Genomic DNA, 18,894 nt, shown 5'->3' with positions numbered 1-18,894 from the left:
CGCCGCTCAGGCGATCACGCGGGACCAGATTTTCTGTATGTCCACGCTCAGCGTCATCGGGTCGAAGGGTTTGACGATCACGTCTACGGCCCCGGCCGCGATATATTGCTGAACTTCGGCAGGCTGCGCCTTGGCGGTCATGAAAACAACCGGCGCGTCAGGCTGGCCGCCGTCGTTTTTGAGCGCTTCCAGAACCTCCAGCCCGTTCATGCCGGGCATCATCATATCCAGCAAAATCAATTGTGGATCGGCCCCCGCCAGCCCCTCCAGAGCCTTGTGGCCATCAGCGAACAGGGTGGCCTGATAACCGCCAATATCCACCAGGGCCAGTTCCAGAATGGCGCGAATATCGGCGTCATCTTCTACGCAGGAAATTCTTTTGAGCTCGGTCATCAGGCGGAATGCCCCTTTTCTGAGTCATTCTCTTTGTTAGCGCCCGCAGGCAAATCCAGAGCATGGATGATGCTGTTGCGCAGCTGTTCGTTTTCTACCCGGGATTTCACAAGGCGCGACTGGATGAAACCGGGCGGATTTTCCCGCGTGTAATCAAACACCGAATAGACAATGAAAGGCGTGCGCCGCCGGTTCCGTTCGAAGGACTCGATAATTTCTTCCCCGGAGCCGTCCGGAAGCTGAAGATCGAGCACCACCAGGTCGTAATCCTGCCGCTCCAGGCGGCGTTCGGCGTCCCGCAAGGTCGGCGCAACCTCGACATCGGCAAAGTCATCGACCAGATGCCGCAGCAGGGAATTGGTGTCCTGGTCATCTTCGATATGGATAATAAGCGGACGGCTGGAATCCATCTTGACGGCGCCGGAGCTTCCCTCCCGGGGCGCAGCCTGCGGATTATCCTTCCAGAGCGGCAATGTCAGGGTAAAGGTCGCGCCCTCTCCCGGCGGGCTGGAGACCGAGATCGTTCCGTCGTGCGCCTCGGCGATTGCTTTCGAGATGGACAGCCCCAGCCCCGTTCCCTCTTTCGTGCGCGTATCGCCCGAGTCCGCCTGCACAAAGCGATTGAAGATCGCATCCAGCTTGTCCTCTGGAATGCCCGGACCATTATCTGTGACGGAGATGGAGACGTTGTCGTCGTCGGATTCTATCCGCATCTCGACCCGTCCGTCCTCGCCGGTGAATTTGGCCGCGTTGGCCAGGAGATTGACCAGAACCTGCTGCAACCGGTCCGGGTCCGCGCACACGGTCACGCCCTGCGTGTTGTCGGTCAGGGAGACCTCGCACCTCTGTTCAGCCGCATAGGTCTGGTTCTGCTCGACCGCTTCATGAACCTGTTCGGAGACCGAAATCCGCCGCTTGGCGAATTCCAGCTTGCCCGCCTCAATCTTCTCGATATCAAGCAGGTCATTGATCAGACGGACCAGACGCTGTCCGTTCTTCTCGGCAATGCCCAGCAATTGTTCGGCGCGCTCATTCAAGGCGCCGAACTTACCCGACCTGACAAGACCGATCGCCCCCATGATGGACGTCATGGGGGTTCTCAATTCGTGCGAAACCGTTGAAACGAATTCGCTTTTCAGGCTTTCCGCGCGCTTGCGGTCGTCAATATCAAGGATCGACCCAATCATGCGGCGGGGCGCGCCGGTTTTGTCCCAGACCGCCTGTCCGGTGCCCAGGAACCACCGGAACCCGCGTTTTTTCGTGTTGAGACGATACTCCACCTGGAAATCGCCCTCGCCGGCGAAGTGCTGCTCCAGCCTCTGGAACGCCCGCGAATGATCGTCCGGGTGCAGAAGCTTCTGAAAACTTTCTACCGAAGCCTCGATTTCGCCCGGGGCGTAGTCCAGAAGCCTGTAGAATTGATCCGACCAGATTTCCTCGTCGGTCGTGACATCCTGCCAGTCCCAGATACCGACGCCCGTCCCCTCCGCGGCCAGCGCAAAGCGTTCCTCGCTCTCGGCGAGTTCTTCCAGCGTGCGGCGGCGTGAAATCTCGTATCCCAGCCAGTTGGCGATGAGTTCGACCAGCACGATATCCTGCGCCGTGAAATCGCGCGCGCGGGGCGTGGGGCTGGAAAAATTGACTGTTCCGTACCGCACGCCGTCCACAAACAAAGGCGCGCCGATATAGGCTTCCAGTCCGAACATCTTGTAGCAGGGGTGGCTGCGTATTTCGCTGTTGGCCACGTGATGGAAAGCGCGCACGCCATCGGCGTTCAGGACATGGATGCAATAAGTGTTTTCAACTTCAAACTGGTCGCCGACACTCAATTCGCCTGCTGGCGCAACGACGTTTTCAACCAGATAGTCGCCGTTTTCGATATGAGCGACGATCCCGAATTCAAGTTCAAAATAACGGCTGGCCTCAATCAGGATATTTTGAATCTTGTCGTTCAGGCCCATCGCCTGGTCGGTCAGCGTTTTCCAGATCAGCTCCCGAAGGAGCCGGCCTTTATGCTCCTGGGTCTCGTCGACAAACGATCCGGAGAGCTTGACGACCTTCCCGCTCTCTTCGGCCTCCGCCCGTCCCCGGAAAGCGATATGGCTGTATTCGCCGTCTTCACGCTTCAGGCGGATTGTCGCGCTGTACTTTCCCGCTTCGGCCGCGCCGGGAGATAACAGGAAAACGGCGGTATCCCGGTCTTCCGGATGCACCAGTTTTTCCAGCGCCGCGCTATTGAGCGGCTGGCTTTTCGGCCATCCGAGCAATTGGCGCATCAGGGGCGTCCAGTAATAGCCATCCCCTTCCAGGTCTATTTCCCAGAACCCGATTTGCGCCCCGGACATGGCCGTTTCATAGCGCGTCTTGGTCTCGCGAATTTCGGCTTCGTTGCGGCGGCGTTCGGTAATATCCTGGAACACGCCAAACAGGGCGATGGTCCTTCCCCGTTCATCAAGACGGCATTCGCCCTTGGACGCCACCCAGCGGAGATTGCCGGCGGCGGTGAGAATACGGCGTTCAAACTCGAAATCGGTTCCCTGCTCGATCGCCGCCTCGATAAATCGCGTCACGTCGGCGCGGTCGTCGGGATGATAGAACTCGATCGCCTTGTCCAGAACCGGCGTATATTCGCCCGGCGCGAGGCCGTGGATCCTGTAAACCTGATCGGACCAGAAGACCGTCCCTGCCTCCAGATCCACGTACCAGTGGCCGATTTCCGCAATCGTCTCCGTCAGTTTCAGCCATTCCGCCTGACGAAGCTCGGACTCTTTCTGCGCCTGTTCTTCGGTCGCATCCTCGGCGAATACGGAATATCCGCCATAATCGCCCTCCCGGGTCAGGTCGCCGACAATGGTCAGGCGAAGGGCGCGCTGGCCGCCATCGGACGCGCGCGTGCGCAATGTGCGGACAATACGGCTCTCCCCGCTCCGTTTCAGCAAGGCGGAAAGGTCGAATTCTTCACCCGTCTCGAACGCCTCGGACCAGCGCATGCCTTTCAATGCCTCGCGGTTCCGGTCCACGAGTCCGGCAAAACCCTCATCCGCGAAATCATATTTTCCGCGCGCATTGATGCGCGCCACGCCGTCCGTTGCATGCTCGAAAGCGCGGCGCATCAGGACCTGATCAGTGATCACCTCGGTGAACATGATCATCCCGCCAATTTCGCCGTTTTCATCCCGCCACGGAGCGTTCTTCCAGCGCACCCAGTCCAGGCTGCCGTCATCGCGCGGGAAAGGATCGGCCTCTGCGCTCAGCGTTTCACCCGCCAGCGTCCGGCGATGCAATGCGCGCCAGTCTTCCGGAATTTCGGGAAATATCTCGTAGTGCGACTTGCCGATTATGTCCTGACCGGCCAGCCCGTAATCCTGGTACCAGCGGTCGGATGCAAACAGATAGCGGAGCTCGCGATCGAAAACCGCGGTCGCCATCGGAGCATCCTTGTAGATTGAAGGATCGAAAGAAGGCGCGGTTTTTTCCGGCATCGCTAACTCCCGTTTGAAGCCTTCCGGGCTTCCTCAACCCTCATTGCCTGATCCAGGGAGTCGCGCAACTGGCTGGACGTGAAGGGCTTTCTGAGGCCGGCATTCGCTCCGGCCAGCCGTGCGATATCCAGCAATTTATAATTGGACCGCGACCCGCCGGCCGTGATGGCGACAACTGGCAGGGCGGGCCTGTCCCGCCTTATGCTCAAAATCGTCTCTATGCCTTCATTGACGGGCATGATCAGGTCGACAATCACGGCATCGGGCGGTTGCGCGTCGATTTCCTTCAACAGCTCCGCGCCATCGGCGGCATAGCGGACGTCGTGAGAAAATTCCTTCAGCATGGCGCCGATCGCGCTCCGGGCGAGCTCATCGTCGTCCGCAACAATTATAGAGGCCATCGTAATCCCGCTGAAGTTGCAAGATTAACCAAACAACCGGGTATTCATTGAAAAAGAATGAAACAGCCTGCCCGGCGGAAGCGAAGCAGAGCACAGGTCAGGTCGGCGCGCCGCCCTGTCTGAAATTGCCCATCAAGGGAAAAAATGGTGAGCCGGCAGGGGTTCGAACCCTGGACCTACTGATTAAAAGTGATCAGCAGGCCATTGAAATACAACGCCCGCTTCCAACGATTCTGCGTTTGTTCACGGGCTGTAAAATCAATGGGTTAAAAGTCGAGTTGGAAGGATTGGTCGCCATGCTGCGTTGCTCAATCCAGATCAAAAAGGCCAGCTCCTTTTGGTGCTACTTCCATCAAGGCATTCACAATTTCGTCTCGCTGGGCAGCATCGTGCTTCAGCGTCATAAGTGCGTTTAGTTCATGAGTGGACTGCATGCAGCTCTCGGCCACCTCATAGATCTGTTGCGCTGTCCATGTTCGTCGTTCGCCATCTTTAAAGACCGTCACGCTTGAAGAAACAGCTTCATCTGGATGCTCACTCTTCCCCCACAGCCAATGGACGATCTTGTTCCGGTCAGTGCGTGCCATCCTGATGCGTGCAAACAGTCCCGCGATGTCTGCTCCTGAGCATTCGGGCGATTCTTCCATGAGACACTGAAGCAGGGCCAACTGGTCCAACGTTCTCATCCGACCAGCTATAATTTTTGCCGCGCTGAAGCGATCGAACAGAAACGTTGCGATTCCGGCAACAACCGTCTGGTCGAGTTGACTGGCCCGCGTGGTGACCGCGGTTATAGCGTAGTGATGGTCATCTGGAAGAAATGGCAGAGCCATAGGGTGTCGCTCAGGCATATGTGAATCCTGCTCCTGCATTTCATGCGATCTAATCAAGTCGGCGGATCTGTTCAGCGCCAGTTTCGTTTCTTGGCACCTCAAAGATTTCGAGCTCAGCCGTGACGGGCGTGTGAAGAATGTGGATCGGTCCGCTAAGAGGGTCTGTCCACGCTCCCTCCAATCCTTCAGGCAATATCAGCGGCATGCGTTTGTGATACCTCATCGCCTGGGCAGTGGGTTTCGTGGTGAGGATCGTGAAGGTATCAATCCGCTCGCCGTCATCCTCAGCCGTCGTCCATAGCCCGGCCAGCGCAATTGGGTCGCTAGAGGGGCTTGTGAAATACCAACGACGCTTGCCGCCCTCGCCATCAGTCGTCCACTCATACCAGCCGTCCACCGGGACGACGCACCGGTGAGCATCCAGCAACGGCCGATAAAGCGGCTTTTTTGTCACCTCCTCCGCGCGAGCATTAAACGTGGCAAAGTTCTTCGTCTTCTTCATCCAAGGCTGCCAAATACCCCAGCGCATAGCAGACAGCTCTTGGTCGCCATCGCGACGGATGATCACGCCGGCGGTGTCGGTCGGCCGGACATCGAAGTTCTCAATTAGGTTTGGGAGACGCCGTTGCTTAAATCCGAACGCGCGAATGATCTCGGAAGGAGGGCGGTGCTGATCGAAACGGCCACACATGGCCGCCATCATGCCCGCCCTGTCCTCATGGTCAATCGGATTGACTCCGGAAGAAATGTTCTGCTTCCGTTCTCGCCATGACATCGAAGCCTGGACCGCCACCCATGAACCGCGAAATGCCTGTCCGCGAAATGAGCGACAAGCGGTTTACGGTGTCCTGCGACAGATGTCCGCGGCTCAAGCGTTTCAGCTACGGAGAGTTTCTGGTGAAGACCAAGCCGCATCCGAACGAATACCTGGACGAGGTCGCCAAGCGCTTCCGGTGCTGGGTGGCGCGGGAACACAAGCGCGCCTGTCCCATCCGGATTGAAGTCGAGCGTGTGAAGGGGCCGAGTTGATCCAAACCGTCCAGCGATGGGCGCCGCGCAACTACCCGGTTATGATTTAAGGGATTTTGGGGAGGCAGAGCTTGATGCGCGTTTCAGAATATGACCGCGGGGTGGTCGATGGACTGCGCCGCGCCGTGAGCCGTCTTCATGAGGAAGCCGGAGAGATGAACGACCCCAAAGCTCGCGATATCCTGAACACTGCGGCCCTGTCGATTGCAACGCTGATCCGGGACGCCAAGGCCGCCAGACAGGGCAAAAAAGACTGAATGGCCGGTTGGCGCGATACCGACTGGCCGCGCGGCCTGGATGGCTCACCGCAGATTGTGGGCGCCGTGGCTCATTGCCTGAACGGCCTTTGCCGCCGCCGGGCCTTCATAAAGGCATCCGCTGAAGAGCTGGAGCGCATTCGCGCCAAGGCGGTCTGTTCTCACTGCGGGGACCGAAAGGCCGGCGTGAGCATCGAAGCCGTCTGGTCTGCTGGACTGGCGGGATCCGGCGGGCCAACACCGGAGCGGATTGAGCAGGATCGGCAGCGTCTGCGTGAACTGCGCGCCCACATCGACGCCACTCCGAAACTGCAGGAGCTGGCCGACCCCGGACCGAGAGGAAATGACGAATGGGATTGATTGCTCTCGTGATCATCGGCGGCCTGATCGCCGGGTCCGATATCCGCGTTATCGACGGCGACACATTCGAGGTGCTGAGCACGGGCGAACGGGTCCGCATCGAGAATATAGACACGCCTGAAGTCGGTGGCCGGTCGGAGTGCCGCGCGGAACGCCAGCTCGCAGCCCTGGCGACCACCTATGCGGAGTCGCTGTTCGAGGGCGCCGCGGTCGAGATCGAGCGTCAGGGCGAGGATCGCTACGGGCGGACCCTTGCCCGCGTCAGTGTCGACGGGAGAGACTTTGGGGAGGAGATGATCGCCGGCGGTTATGCGGTCACATGGACCGGCCGCACGGCTGATTGGTGTGGTGCCGACGTCGACCTATAGTTCGGTGCTTTTTCGACTCAGCGAAGTGACGGCATAGTCACAACATGGACCAGAAATTCTTTGCCCGATCTGAGGCGGCTCTCGCTGAGGCAGAACGCTTTCTTCAAGAGCTTGAACAAGAGCAGGATTTGGCCAGACAGGCGGCTGCCTGGGCTAATTTCCTCAACCATTTTAAGAGATCCGTAGTCCGGTTGAGTGATGCCACAAATCAGACTGGCACAAAGAACTGGTCCAACGCTTATCAGAATGAAAACAAATCGGACCCGCTCATTTCATATCTGATTCAAGCCAAAAACGCCGATGAGCATGGTGTCCACGAGGTGAGCAAACAGGAGCTAGGCCACACTGCGATCAACCTCACAGGCGACACATACATCCGCAATCTGGTCATCGATGGCGATCGGATTTACGGCGACGGGTATGGCGCGCCACTAGCCGTGACCGTGGTCCCGCCTCACTTGGAACTGGTGAATATCGAGAACAGAGGCAGGGTATATAGAGTGCCACGTTTCCACCGCGGAAAGAGGTTGACTGAACTTACGCCGCTGACGGCTGGCCAAACTGCCTGCGCCTGGATGAGCAAGAAGCTCAACGAAGCGCGACAGCTGGAATGAAAATTTCCGAGCTGAACAAACAAACAGGCCCGCGACATGCGAATGTCGCGGGCCATGTAATCTCATCCGAATAAAGACCTGTGTCAGGCCTCGCGAAGCACGGGGTCTCCGTCCTCTGCCCCACTGGTTTCTCGCACTTCATCTGCGACCTTCGCGACCAAATCCGGCGCGTTTTCGATCACCTTGAGCAACATGACGGCCGAGGGATTTGGGAAACGTCGTCCCTGCTCCCAATTTTGGACCGCGGTCAGTTGAAAGTTGAAGCGCTCAGCGAATTCCGATTGAGAAAGATCTAATGATTGTCTCAGTGCTCTCACATCAACATGTTCTGGCACCTTTAAGGTTTTGACTCGAGCGCTGCCTTCGCCTCTCGCGAAGGCCAGTGCTTCGTTCAGGCCCCCAATGATTTCAGACCCAGACATCTCTTTCTCCATAAGCAAGTATAAAAGCCTTTTCAGGCGGCAGAACCTGCTTTCCTCCTGTTTTTAGCGGCATATTCGTTTACAATTTCATCTACCAGGGAACGCATACTCGCGAGTTCAGTTTCCGAGTACCGAACTTTCTTCGTTTTTTCATATGCGGCGATCACGAATAGCGGCATGTTCAGATCGTAAAAAAAGTAGACGATCCTGAGGCCGCCACTCTTTCCTTTTCCTTTGCAACCCGCCCGTAGTTTCCTCAAGCCCCCAGAATCCGGAATACGATCTCCCGCCTCAGGGTGCATGGCGAGCTCGTCGATCAGCCTGTTGAATTCCTCTTCGTTCAGCGCGCCCTGTAACGCCTTTTCAGCCCGCGGCACCACAGCCACGGTAATCCAATAATCACTGCCCCCACGTTCGGAGCGGACAACCTTCAATGAACCGTTCACGTGTTCCTCCACGTATCCAAGCCATACCGCGTCTCCTATCCATTGGCCCCATTTATTTATACGCCATTGGCGCACAGTTAGCAAGTTAGGTTATTACATGGGGAATGGATCAGTTGCCCCACCCTCTGCCGCCAAAGGTCCGCACGGTCCGGAAGATGATCGTCCGCCGCCATGCCTCAACGTTCGCGGCGATCATGCCCTCGAGGAATATCCGGTCGGCCACCTCCCGCTCGCCGATCCGGTTGGCGTAGAGATAATCGTGGATGACCGCCGCGCCGGCATAGGGTCCGCCGGGCGGGGCAAACCGCCAGAAAAAGCGCGGGACAGAGGCGAAGTCCGTCTCGAACCCGACCGGCGCCGCGATGTCGTATTCGGCCTCACCGACACGGCACTGAAGGCGAAACTCCTCCAGCACCTTCCAGATCGGCCGCCCCGAGCGGCGCTTTCCGGTGAGCTCAACGCGCAGCGGGAGGCTGAACCGCGGCAGCTCGTTCGCCATGGCTACAGATCCTGCAGGGAGGCGGTGAGAACGGCCAGACACGCATCGCGCGTCTCGGATGGGCCAAGCCCCCTCGCCTCAAGCTCTTTGGCGCCCTGCAGCGCGTAGCGGGCGATACGGGCTGATTCCGCCAGCTCGCCTGCTCCATTGAGGCTGACGCCCCGAACCAGCACCGAGCCGACACGCTCGATCGCGGTCTCAGCGATGATCTGTTCGGCGCCACTGCGCGCGGTGTAGGCGCGGAGTTCGGCAAACGGCGCATCCGGCGGCAGCGCGGCCAGCGCCGCGGAGGCCTCCGTCAGCACCGTTTTGACGCCCTGCCGCTCCGACAGGGTGAGCTGGCGCGTCTTGGCGGCCTCGGAGACGCCCAACAGAAGCGCGCACGCCTCCACGTTGGGATCCTCAATGGCGTCCAGACGGCTGGCGAGATTGCCGCCACAGGCGGCGAGAAGCGCGCACGCGAAAGCGCACGCCAGAAGGCGTGTGAGAGAGTTCATGGGTTTTCTCCGGTTATGAAAAAGCCGCCCAGCGGGCGGCGGCGGTACGGTTAGATGAGGGGGTTTGCTATGGGCGCTGTGGCCAGCTGACGCGATGGTCCAGCCAGCCGTTCATGAAGTCTTCGTTCCGGTGATCGCCCCCCGGCGTGATGTCGAAGTAGCGTGCGCCCTGCAGAACATTGAGCGCCTTCACCAGGCGCGCCTCTGCTGGCGCGCCGTTGCGGTCCAGATAGGCCGACAGCGCAGCGCGGGTCACCGGCCCGGCCTGCCCGTCCTCCACGATGTCGGCATAGTCCCGACCGCGGCGGTTCAGCTTGTTCAGGGCGCGCTGAAGGAGCTGCGCGGCAACGACCGGCCCCATGTTCACGCCAGTGTCGAAGACCTCCTCGGCCACCAGCACGCTGAGATCAGCCAGCCTGTCGAAGCCCGGCCCGGACCAGTAGCGGCGATCATAGATTTCCCGGGCGACTTCCCTGGGGAGGTCACGCATGGCTCCGTCATATCCATGCGCACGGGCAACGGCCTCGGTGATGCCGAAGCGGGTCTTTCCGCCGGCGTCGGATGCGTGATCGGAGTAACCGCCCTCACGCTCGATCAGCCGCTCGAAGAAGCGGTCGAATACGCTCATGGTGATCTCCTTGTCAGTGAAAGAGGCGACCTATCGCCGCGAAAAAGCCGGTGAATTCCGTCCACCAGGCTTTGAACGCCGCTAACGCAGCAGCCAGCGTCACCACGCCGGGCAGCACGCCGCGGAAAAACAGAACCCGAGCATCGAGCGCCACCTTTCGCCAGCTGAGAGACTGGTCGTCGTGGCGCCGGATACGGCGCAGCATCTTGAACTGCGTAGCGCGGTGTTTTCGGGCGTCCTTCTCAATCTCATCGAGGCGCAGGCCGTGATCACGGAGCGCCTTGGTGACGTGTGTTGAATGATCCTGAAGCCTGCCGACCGCGAGACGCGTATCAGTCTGCACTTCCTGCATCGCATCCATGCGTTCGTGAATGCGCGTAAATCCTCGATCCATAGCGGCGAGGATGTCGGCGTGAGTCAGCTCAGTTCCTGCCATGCGTCATCCGTTCGGCCCTTGCGTCCGTTGCGCAGCCCTTGGCTGATGTTTTCATGTGGGGTATCTCTCGGGTCATGAGTGAGAAGTGCGCAGACTGCCAAGAGGCAATCTCGGAGCCGATACCCGGCAATGACGGGCGTCCGCTGTGCGTGTTCTGCTCTCTGGACGAGATGACCCAAAAGGAGGAGGCGCAGAACCTTCTCCGCGATGAGCCTGTTGTTGAGCTGGAAGCCTACAAGAAGGCTAGGTGAGCTTCAGCCAGTTGACGCCGCCGAAATAGCGATCAGCTAGGCGTTCGTTTTCCTCGGAATACTCATCGACAATGCGTTCACGCATTTCATCGGTCAGCACCGCGTCAGTGGGCAGTTTGTTCACCACCGCGTCAGCCGCCGAGAATGCGTCGTCGTAATCAAGCCCTAACGCTTTCAGGAAGTCGGAGACCAGAAGCCCATCGCGGAAGGCCGCCTTGCTGTAGGGGCGAACCTCAATCGGTCCGTTCCATTCCTCAAGGCGGTCCAGCTTTCTCTCATAGTGCATCTGGCGCTGGGCCTGAGCGTAATATTCTTCAAGAGATCCGGCGAAGCCTTTGCGACTCACCATCGTGGCGTAGGCCGATATCAGATAGTCCGTCTGAGGACGAAGATAGGCAATAATGCGTGCGTCATGACCGGCCCTGAAATCACTCAGAACCTTCATGCCGCTACCCCAGAACACCTCGGCCGAATAAAGCAGGTTGTCGCCACGCTCCAGTGCGTCCAGGTGCGCCCGCCATTCGCTGTCAAAGGCCTTCACCCCCTCCAGATGCCGGCACAGATGATTGGCGTTCCCCGCAGTCGTCTGTCCCTCTCTCGCGAATTTGTCGCCCGGCCCCACCGGGTAGATGTATCCCCTTTGCGCCAACGTTTCGCGGTTGCGGGCGCAAAACGCCTGAATTGCTGAAGTTCCGGTCTTGTGTGCGCCAATGTGAACGGTGAGAGACATGCCGCCCTTATAGGCGGTCAGCGCCTAGTCGCAACCAGCCTAGTCAACGAAATAATGGCCGCTGATTTCGACAATCACGCCAGTCGTTGAGGCTGGAATGTTCGCGGCCGATATATTCCCTGCAGGCAGGGCGTCTCTGGGCGTGGACAGATACATGGCGTCGGTGGCGTTGCTGAACATGATGCCCGCAATGCCATAAGCATTGTTGACTACGTCGATGTTGTAAATGCGGCCTGCAATGGCCGTCTGATGTCCATAACTGGCCGACCATGCTGGCAGACCAAGAATTTTGATACCGCCGCTCGCTGACGAATATGCGTTCGCGTCAAAGTCCAGATTGATGTTGAAGAAGACGATCTTCCCGACCTGCTTATAAAACCCTGTCTGGGTGCTATAGGTCGGCGAGAAGTCACCGTTTGTCGCGAACTCCACTGTCGGCGTAAAGCTCACCGGCGCGTCATTGAACTCTGGAATGTCCAACGACCCATAATGCTTCGGGTCGCCGTCCCCCGGATAGAACCAGCACTCGAAATCTTCGTGCGGATCGCTCCAATAGGTATCGTCCGGCAGGTAGAAGCTGTTGCCTGAGCCGCGCAGCTTGGAGAAGTCACTGAACAGATTATTGTCCGGGTTGCCGACCTTCACCGGGCTGCCCTGCAGGTTCAGCGTGGTCAGGTCTTCAACATCAATGACTGCCAGTGATGTATGCGTGCTGGCGTCGGTATGTCGGAAATCAAAGAATGTCGGATTGTCGGTGAACTTGTTGCTGATCTTGATGGAGGAAACCTGCCCGTCCGCCTCGCTGTGAAGGTAGGACAGATCGAGGCTATATTCCGTATTGACCGGCCAAATCTCCACGCCGCACGTGTCGAAGCTGGTCGTGTAACCCCGGTATTTGTGCCCCTTGGTGTTGATGAGCAGCATGGCCGCGCCCTTGCCGCTGCCCTGCCAGCCATCGACATAATCGATCTTGCGGATATTGACGCCCTCCATCTGGACGCCATTGAAGGGCTGGCTGGTGTTGGGTGTCAGGGACGTGGCCTGGTCGGTGAAGCGCGTAATGTCGAAATAGTTGTAGCCGTCAGCGATGTAGCCGAATGAGCGAACCTTCGTGTCCCCGGACTCGCCGTGGAACATGATCGGGCCTTCCCAATTGGCACTGTCCCCAGAGGCCTTGCGGTAGATGACCAGCCCGCCGCCAAGGCCGTCCGCGCCGTCGCTGGACAGGAAGACGAAGCCCTCTGCTTCCTCGTCATGCGTCGAGCGGTTGGCGAACGTATCCTCCGCCCCGATATCGGCGTCAGGATAGGCGTTCCAGATCGCCGGGTCCGGCCAGCTCAGAAGCTCCGATGCCGCGTTATGAACGCCGGCCAGAGAGAAGAAGCCCTTGACGATGGGCGGGTTCACGAAGTCGTGCTCTCCCGCAGCCTGACTATCGAGGCGGCGGCCCATCAGATAGCCTGCGGCGGGCATATTGACCGGTTCCGGCGACCAGATATGGGGCGGCGCGCCACAAATCATCCGTGAACCGATCATGTCGAAAATGGACTTGCCGGCGCACGTGGCGTCAGGGACCAGGACCGCGCCCCGCGCATCAAATTCCAGCCCGTCGCGATTGGCGCCGAGATCAATCACCGTCTTGTCGGCCGGATCGCAGCTCAGCGCATAGACGCCGGGCGGGATGCGAACGATTGCGTTGGTGTGTATCAGCCCATCTGCGAGAACCGCGTTCGCCGCAGCGATGGCTGCATTGATAGCGTCCCGGTTTTCCAGCCCGGTGGCGCCGCTTGAGGCTCCCTCGCGCGCTGCGTCGAACTTCTGGCCGGTCGTGGCCTGCGCCTCGGAGAGGTCTGACGCGCCAAGCTCGTCCAGGATTTCCTGAAGCCCGTCGACCTGCGCGATCGTCGCGGCGAACATATCCAGCACGTCGGACCAGTTTCCGGCCGCGCCCTCGCGCCGGTAAAGCACCGTCCCGCCGCCGCCGCCCGCGGCGCCATCCGTCGAGGCGAAGATGAAGCCCTCGTCCTCCGCATCAAAATCGCCCCGGTCGGCATAGACGCCGGTCGCGTCGATCTGCAGCCCCGCGCCTCTCGGAATTCCAAAATCAAACTCGGCCGCGCTCGACGTGCCTGAGTTGGTAACCGTGGCGTCTTCCCCGGGATCAAGAGTTGTGACCTCGCCCACAGCGATGGTGGCTGCGTCGCCGTCATTGCCCGCCATGAGGAAATCAGGCTCGCCCCAGTCCCCGGCGTCTTTCGGCCCATAGAACGCCTTGTTGGTCACGTCGAAGGCATAATTGCCGTCAATGCCCGTGCCGTTGTCCGGCGGGCCGTCCGTGAACAGCATGGGGGCTTCCAGACGACCCAGCAGGCTGACGATCCTCTGCGCCAGCCGGGCATTGGAGACGGATAGGCCCGACCAGTCATCAAGCGTCGTCTTGAAATCCGCCTCAAACTCGGCCTCCGTGATGTCCCCGGCATTAAGCCGCGCGACCAGGCTGGCGACTTCATCGGCAAATTGCGCGTTGGAAAGCGCCATAGGTCTAGCCTTTCAGCTTGGCCTGAACCGCCGGCAGGACGGTCTTCGTGTTGTGACGGAGGATTTTCAGAAGCTGATCGACGGGAGCGGCCAGTTCACCGCCCAGCACTTCGGCGCGCTCCGCTTCCAGATCCGCAATGAAGGCGTCCAGCTTTTCGGAGATTGCCCCGGCGCGCTTGGCATCGGCGTCAGCAATCTGCTGCTTGAGAGAGTTTCCCATCAGGTGTTTCCTTCTTCAGTTGTGAGTGGTGCGCAGGCGCTTAAGGGCTGCGCTTGGCCGTCATCGTGCCTTCAGACGTGAAGTTGCCGGTCGAGCCGGGCTTGTAGACCTGAAGGCGGAATTGGAGGGTGCCGGCCCCCGGCGCGGCCTTGGACCCGGCATAGGAGCCGTAATAGCTGGTGTAGCGGGTCATTGAGCCGCCACCGCCATCGTCAATCTGGATTTCCTCGGTGCGCCAGTCGCCGTCCAGAAGATCGGTCCAGGCGCCCGCGCCGAGCTTGTATTGAACGCGGTATTCGCCGCCGACGGCCGCGCCGGTCGTGGCGTTCGTCAGGACATTGATCTTACCGTCCGCGGAGATGACGCCGGTTCCGGGCACAGTCCCAAGATTGACAGTGGCAAGCGTCGTCCACGCATTTGAGACACTCGTGATATTGGCGTCTCCATCGTCCTCTCCGAGCTGGGTCTTCACATCGTCGGGAAGAGACGCGTAAACAGAGCCGCTGACGTTGTTCCACCACTCGTCTCCGCTCGTGTTGTAAGAGCGGATAATTCCCGTATTCCAGTCGATGCGGTGCGTAACTGTGCCGTCACTGGCCCGGTAGGTGGTCTGTCCTCCAACCCCAGCGTTCGGATCGTGAACCACGCTCTCGGATGCGAAGTTTTTGCCGTAACTCCATTTTTGCCCGTACTGGTGGAGGTGGCTCCCGCCGCTCGACGCCTCAATCTGGATGCCAGCCTTGTTGCCGCTCGCCTCGACTTCAATGATCCGCGTAGCCGACTGCTCTTCAAGCGTGGACACCGCGAGGCTGAGATCGGTGACTGACGCTTCCAGCCCCCCGAAATCGGCCTCTATCGTGGTGAAGTCCTCAGCCAGCGCTTCCTGATCGTCCACGACAAGGCCGACCTGGCTGAACAGCGTCGCCGTATCCTCTTCCACCGCGGCGACCGCCGTTGTCCGGGCGGTCACCTCCGCGCTCAGATCATCGGCAACGACCGTGATTTCGTCTTCCAGAGCGGCGAGACTGGAATTGAACGTGGCGGCGAACGTGTCGACCTCGCTGCTGAGCGAAGAAAGGTCGCTGGCGATGGTCGTGCGCTCGGTTTCGGCCAGCGCGAACGCGCTCTGGGTCGCGGCATATTGCGTGGTCCGCGTGGTGACTTCGGCTCCCAGATTGCTGGCCACCACCGTGATGTCGTTTTCCAGTCCGGCGAGCGCGGTGTCGGTCTGCGTGCGATAGGTCTCGCTGAGCGTGATGGAGGCCTCCAGATCGCCCTCGACGATCTCGATTTCCTCCTCCAGCGTAGCTTTGATGCCGAGCGTGCGGTCCCAGTTCTCGATAATCCGCTCGCGGCGGTCCAGAACATCCTCGATCAGCGCTTCGGCGGCGCGGTCGGCTTCCTCCTGAAGCTCGCGCATCCGCTCACGACCCGGCCCGCCTTCTGTTAGGTCGGGGACGGTCCAGTCATCCGGGCTCGCCGTGGTGTCATAATCGGACCATTCCGACTCCTGGTCCCCGACATAGACCTTCGCCCTCACCCGGTAGGTGGCGCTCTCGACAATGCCGTCCGTGGTCGTGCGAACGCCGGTCTCCGGATTGATCCCGATCACGCGGGCCTCGATCCATCCTCCGGCGCCGTCGCTTTTCTCGATTTCGGCAATGATCCGGTCCCGGCGCTCGTCCAGGTTCGTCACCGTGATCTCAACACCCGGAACAGATGAGTTGTCGCCAGTTACAGAAACGCCCTCTGCTGAAACAGAGGGCGTATCGACGGGGATCAGGCCCGGATCGTGGTCCGGCGGCGGCGGGGCCGGCGGGTCTTTCGCATCGCTCGCCGTCCATGCCAGGTCCGAGGGGTCCACCTCCCGACCGAGAATACTGACCGTCCCGGCCTCGTGGTCATAGGCCGCGTCAATGACCTCGAATTCCTTGCCATCTTCGTCGAAGCCGTGGAAGTCCGATTTCCGGACGAACCAGTCTCCAATCTCCAGCTTCAGAGGCGAGACGCCGCCGGCGGGGGCGTTGATCAGGAATTCCTCGGCAATCACCCCTTCCCGGCGCGCGCGGTTGGCGACAAGGGTTGCGAGGCGCTGGGCGCGCTCCACGCTGATCTCGTCGGGCAGCTCCAGGGGGAGCACGCGCGGGCGCTCTCCGTCCGCCGTCACCCAGTCCGGGTTTTCGATCCGGGGGTAGTCGACCGACTGATAAAGCTGGGACGGATCGGAATAGCGCCCCTCCACCGCTGTCACCTTTTCGGAGCGGGACTTCTTGTCCGAATAGCCGGTGGTGGCCAGCTCCGCCACGTCGCCGTCATAGAGGGTCAGGACCGGGGTCTTGACCTCGCCCGGGATGACGATCGCGCGCCCGTTATCGTCCGCATCCTCGCCGCCCATCTGGACCGCGAAGCGTTCAAATACGTCGGCATAGTTGGCGTCCGCCGTGACCACGCCGTTGAATTCGTATTTCTTCTGCGAGCCGCCGCTTTTCAGACTTACGGTTTCGTCGCAGAGATCGGCGCGGGCCTCGAAATCATCATAAGGATCGACTTCCGGGTCATCGCCGGGGCCGAACATCCGGCGCCCGTTATTGTGGATGACGCCCTGCCGGTAATGGTCCCGCGCCACCGCGGCGTTGGTCGAATACTCCCACGTGGACGGATCATCCAGCCGGTGCGACCCGGACCCGCCCGCCGTGGTGTCCTTGCGGCGATCATAGAGCCGCGCGCCCTCGATCTCGAACAGCCATGACGGATACTGCGTCATGGAGTCATCATCGTATTTCATCTCCACGATGACGTAGGCCAGCCCGGCCAGCTTGTGCGCCGTGGTCCAGCGGCCAATGACGTTGAAGCCTGTCGTCTTGGCGATCAGGTTCGGGTCCGCCGGCGCGCCCGCCCGGCCGTCATAGAATGTCATCCAGACGCGGTTACGCCCCACGGCGCCGCCCACGTCATCGTCGTTATACGCGGTCAGCGGCGTGCGAACGCCATGCTCCAGCGAGCCGTGCACTTCCAGGCCGTCTCCCATGACGCGCATCAGGCTGTTGATCCGGTGATCGGCCAAGACGATGACCAGCGCATGGGTGTCGAACTTGTCGCCGCCCACGCTGTCGAACGCCACGCGGTCAGCGATGGAGCCGGCGATCATCCGCTTGCCGACAACCCAGCGGCGCGGCTCGTCGGAATTGACGCTGAGCTCGACCTCCGTTCCCGGGTCAGGCACCTTCCTCGCGGCGCCCGCCGCCACGGACGAAAGCGCCGATCCAAGAAGCAGAGCGCCCTTGAAGGACGTGGCAAAGGCCGCCGCGCCATAGGCCGCGCCCGCCGCAGCAGCCGAGCCGGTGACGGCTGCGACCGCGTTTGCGACGGCGGATGCTATCGCGACTGAACCGCCGTCAGGCATTCTCGCCAACCCTCCATGCGGCTTTCATCTGGAGCATGGAGACGTGTTCCAGCCCCCGCTGCGTCGGCCCCACGGCGGTCTTGCCGACCTTGATCCCGAAGAAATCCCCGTTCGGACCCTCCAGCATGACCAGATCGCCCCGCAGGGGCCGCTCCGTGCGGGTCAGGAAGGCGTCCGCGATGTCCTCAAGGGTGTCCCACCCCTCATCGCGCATGAGTTTCGTAAAGCCCTTCTTCGAACGCACCTTCACGCGGAAGCCCTTCGCCAAGTCCTCGCCGGTCATCGCCTTAATCGCTCCGGCCGCGCGGAAGGCGCAGTTGTTCCGGCCCCAGTCATGCGGGACGTTCAGCGTCTCCCGATGCCATGCGTGAAGGCGTTGCTCCCAGTCCTCCCTGCGCTTCATTGGATCCTGATGCTCCCGCCGCCGGGGCCGCCAATGCGCCCGCCGCCGGAACCGCCAGAGCCGCCGCGGCCCGGTATGGCCGTCCGGCGCTTCCACCACGGCAGGGTCTCTTTCACCGCCGTCGGCGTGCGCTCGAAACAGAGGTCTCCGGGCGAGAAAAGCTGCTGGTCGGCATAGGTGCGGGTGTGATTGGAGGCGTCGTTGTAGAAGAAGGTGCCGCTCTCGCAGTTGATCTCGATTTCGGTCGGTCGGTTGCGCGCCCCGCTCCGTGTGCGGAAGTCCAGATAGCCGTTCCACTCGCGAACGATGCCGATCTGCTGGCTGTGCGAGGTTCCGGGCGTGAACAGAATTTGCCGGATGCGGACCTTGCGCTGGGACCAGGTACTGTCCAGAAACCGCGCGGAGACGCTTTCCTCGCCCGGCGTGGCGTCATCCAGCCCGTCAGAGCCATCCATGGTAATAATCAGCGGCTCCGATGACAGGCCGATCTTGGAGCGCATCTCGCCCTCGATGCGGATGCGGCCCGCCATGCTCTCATAGTCTTCGTCATCGACCGTGATGGCGCCGTATTTGTCCCAGCAGCGCAGCGTGTCCGGCAGGACGTAGAAGTCGAACAGCCATGCGCTCTCCATCTGGCGGCTCGCCGCGGCGGCCTCCACTTCGGTAGTCCAGTTTTTCGGCATG

23 protein-coding genes are annotated in these 18,894 nt (G+C 60.5%); 6 read left to right on the top strand and 17 right to left on the bottom strand.

The window, feature by feature from the left end; genetic code table 11:
* Nucleotides 1-6: 6 nt before the first annotated feature.
* The 5 genes from L338_RS08515 to L338_RS08495 form a co-directional block, all read right to left on the bottom strand.
* Nucleotides 7-393: a response regulator gene (locus L338_RS08515; RefSeq protein ID WP_022697954.1), complete on the bottom strand. Its 387-nt coding sequence runs from the start codon at nt 391-393 to the stop codon at nt 7-9.
* Nucleotides 393-3,875 (bottom strand): PAS domain-containing protein, encoded by a 3,483-nt coding sequence (locus L338_RS16510; RefSeq protein ID WP_022697953.1) that lies wholly within the window; start codon nt 3,873-3,875, stop codon nt 393-395. Before L338_RS16510 ends, L338_RS08515 begins: the two co-directional genes overlap by 1 nt.
* A gap of 2 nt (nt 3,876-3,877) precedes the next feature.
* Nucleotides 3,878-4,276, bottom strand: coding sequence for a response regulator (locus tag L338_RS08505; RefSeq protein WP_022697952.1), 399 nt, complete (start codon nt 4,274-4,276; stop codon nt 3,878-3,880).
* Between the two features lie 308 nt (nt 4,277-4,584).
* The gene (locus L338_RS08500) at nt 4,585-5,109 is read right to left on the bottom strand and encodes a hypothetical protein (RefSeq protein ID WP_022697951.1); all 525 of its coding nucleotides are present in this window, start codon (nt 5,107-5,109) and stop codon (nt 4,585-4,587) included.
* A gap of 49 nt (nt 5,110-5,158) precedes the next feature.
* Nucleotides 5,159-5,812, bottom strand: a complete 654-nt coding sequence (locus L338_RS08495; RefSeq protein WP_022697950.1) for an SOS response-associated peptidase — start codon at nt 5,810-5,812, stop codon at nt 5,159-5,161.
* Nucleotides 5,813-5,904: 92 nt separating this feature from the next.
* Here L338_RS08495 and L338_RS08490 point away from each other — a divergent pair, with 92 nt between their 5' ends.
* The 5 genes from L338_RS08490 to L338_RS08470 all read left to right on the top strand — a co-directional run bounded on the left by L338_RS08490 (nt 5,905) and on the right by L338_RS08470 (nt 7,737).
* A complete protein-coding gene (locus tag L338_RS08490; protein WP_022697949.1) occupies nt 5,905-6,138 on the top strand; it encodes a hypothetical protein in 234 nt (77 codons plus the stop codon).
* Nucleotides 6,139-6,212: 74 nt separating this feature from the next.
* On the top strand, nt 6,213-6,395 hold the full coding sequence (locus tag L338_RS08485; RefSeq protein ID WP_022697948.1) for a hypothetical protein: 183 nt from the start codon (nt 6,213-6,215) through the stop codon (nt 6,393-6,395).
* A complete protein-coding gene (locus tag L338_RS08480; RefSeq protein ID WP_022697947.1) occupies nt 6,396-6,755 on the top strand; it encodes a hypothetical protein in 360 nt (119 codons plus the stop codon).
* On the top strand, nt 6,746-7,123 hold the full coding sequence (locus tag L338_RS08475) for a thermonuclease family protein (RefSeq protein WP_022697946.1): 378 nt from the start codon (nt 6,746-6,748) through the stop codon (nt 7,121-7,123). The genes L338_RS08480 and L338_RS08475 overlap by 10 nt, the downstream gene beginning before the upstream one ends.
* 44 nt (nt 7,124-7,167) lie before the next feature.
* Nucleotides 7,168-7,737: a hypothetical protein gene (locus L338_RS08470; protein WP_022697945.1), complete on the top strand. Its 570-nt coding sequence runs from the start codon at nt 7,168-7,170 to the stop codon at nt 7,735-7,737.
* Nucleotides 7,738-7,820: 83 nt separating this feature from the next.
* On the opposite strand, the gene L338_RS08465 is transcribed toward L338_RS08470, so the two are convergent.
* From L338_RS08465 to L338_RS08440, 6 genes are all read right to left on the bottom strand, one after another.
* Entirely contained in the window at nt 7,821-8,159 is a 339-nt protein-coding gene (locus tag L338_RS08465; protein WP_152485859.1) for a helix-turn-helix domain-containing protein, read from the bottom strand.
* Nucleotides 8,160-8,191: 32 nt separating this feature from the next.
* A complete protein-coding gene (locus L338_RS08460) occupies nt 8,192-8,605 on the bottom strand; it encodes a hypothetical protein (protein ID WP_022697943.1) in 414 nt (137 codons plus the stop codon).
* 109 nt (nt 8,606-8,714) lie between these two features.
* Nucleotides 8,715-9,104, bottom strand: a complete 390-nt coding sequence (locus tag L338_RS08455) for a DUF1353 domain-containing protein (RefSeq protein WP_027068394.1) — start codon at nt 9,102-9,104, stop codon at nt 8,715-8,717.
* A gap of 2 nt (nt 9,105-9,106) precedes the next feature.
* Nucleotides 9,107-9,601 carry a hypothetical protein gene (locus L338_RS08450; RefSeq protein ID WP_022697942.1) on the bottom strand — a complete coding sequence of 165 codons (495 nt, stop codon included), beginning with the start codon at nt 9,599-9,601 and terminating at the stop codon, nt 9,107-9,109.
* Between the two features lie 67 nt (nt 9,602-9,668).
* A complete protein-coding gene (locus L338_RS08445; RefSeq protein ID WP_022697941.1) occupies nt 9,669-10,229 on the bottom strand; it encodes a glycoside hydrolase family 108 protein in 561 nt (186 codons plus the stop codon).
* 13 nt (nt 10,230-10,242) lie between these two features.
* A complete protein-coding gene (locus L338_RS08440; RefSeq protein ID WP_022697940.1) occupies nt 10,243-10,665 on the bottom strand; it encodes a hypothetical protein in 423 nt (140 codons plus the stop codon).
* Between the two features lie 74 nt (nt 10,666-10,739).
* Between L338_RS08440 and L338_RS17590 the strand changes: the two genes are divergently transcribed.
* Complete coding sequence (locus L338_RS17590) at nt 10,740-10,916, top strand: hypothetical protein (RefSeq protein WP_161624614.1); 177 nt, start codon at nt 10,740-10,742, stop codon at nt 10,914-10,916.
* Here the strand turns inward: L338_RS17590 and L338_RS08430 are convergent.
* Genes L338_RS08430 through L338_RS08405 form a run of 6 tightly spaced genes read right to left on the bottom strand, consistent with a single transcriptional unit; the run spans nt 10,909 to nt 18,893 of the window.
* Nucleotides 10,909-11,646: a hypothetical protein gene (locus L338_RS08430; protein ID WP_152485852.1), complete on the bottom strand. Its 738-nt coding sequence runs from the start codon at nt 11,644-11,646 to the stop codon at nt 10,909-10,911. The two genes, L338_RS17590 and L338_RS08430, sit on opposite strands and share 8 nt — an antisense overlap.
* Nucleotides 11,647-11,685: 39 nt before the next feature.
* Nucleotides 11,686-14,184, bottom strand: a complete 2,499-nt coding sequence (locus tag L338_RS17820; RefSeq protein ID WP_022697937.1) for a hypothetical protein — start codon at nt 14,182-14,184, stop codon at nt 11,686-11,688.
* A 4-nt stretch (nt 14,185-14,188) separates the two neighbouring features.
* Nucleotides 14,189-14,404, bottom strand: a complete 216-nt coding sequence (locus L338_RS08420; RefSeq protein ID WP_022697936.1) for a hypothetical protein — start codon at nt 14,402-14,404, stop codon at nt 14,189-14,191.
* 40 nt (nt 14,405-14,444) lie between these two features.
* The gene (locus tag L338_RS08415; protein ID WP_022697935.1) at nt 14,445-17,807 is read right to left on the bottom strand and encodes a phage tail protein; all 3,363 of its coding nucleotides are present in this window, start codon (nt 17,805-17,807) and stop codon (nt 14,445-14,447) included.
* Entirely contained in the window at nt 17,800-18,210 is a 411-nt protein-coding gene (locus tag L338_RS08410) for a DUF6950 family protein (RefSeq protein ID WP_022697934.1), read from the bottom strand. The genes L338_RS08415 and L338_RS08410 overlap by 8 nt, the downstream gene beginning before the upstream one ends.
* Complete coding sequence (locus tag L338_RS08405) at nt 18,207-18,893, bottom strand: hypothetical protein (protein ID WP_022697933.1); 687 nt, start codon at nt 18,891-18,893, stop codon at nt 18,207-18,209. The genes L338_RS08410 and L338_RS08405 overlap by 4 nt, the downstream gene beginning before the upstream one ends.
* Nucleotide 18,894 lies beyond the last annotated feature (1 nt).

The organism is Euryhalocaulis caribicus (assembly GCF_000412185.1).
GTDB lineage: Bacteria > Pseudomonadota > Alphaproteobacteria > Caulobacterales > Maricaulaceae > Euryhalocaulis > Euryhalocaulis caribicus.
The sequence above is the reverse complement of the archived record's forward strand: the minus strand, read 5'-3'. Positions and strand labels throughout refer to the sequence as shown.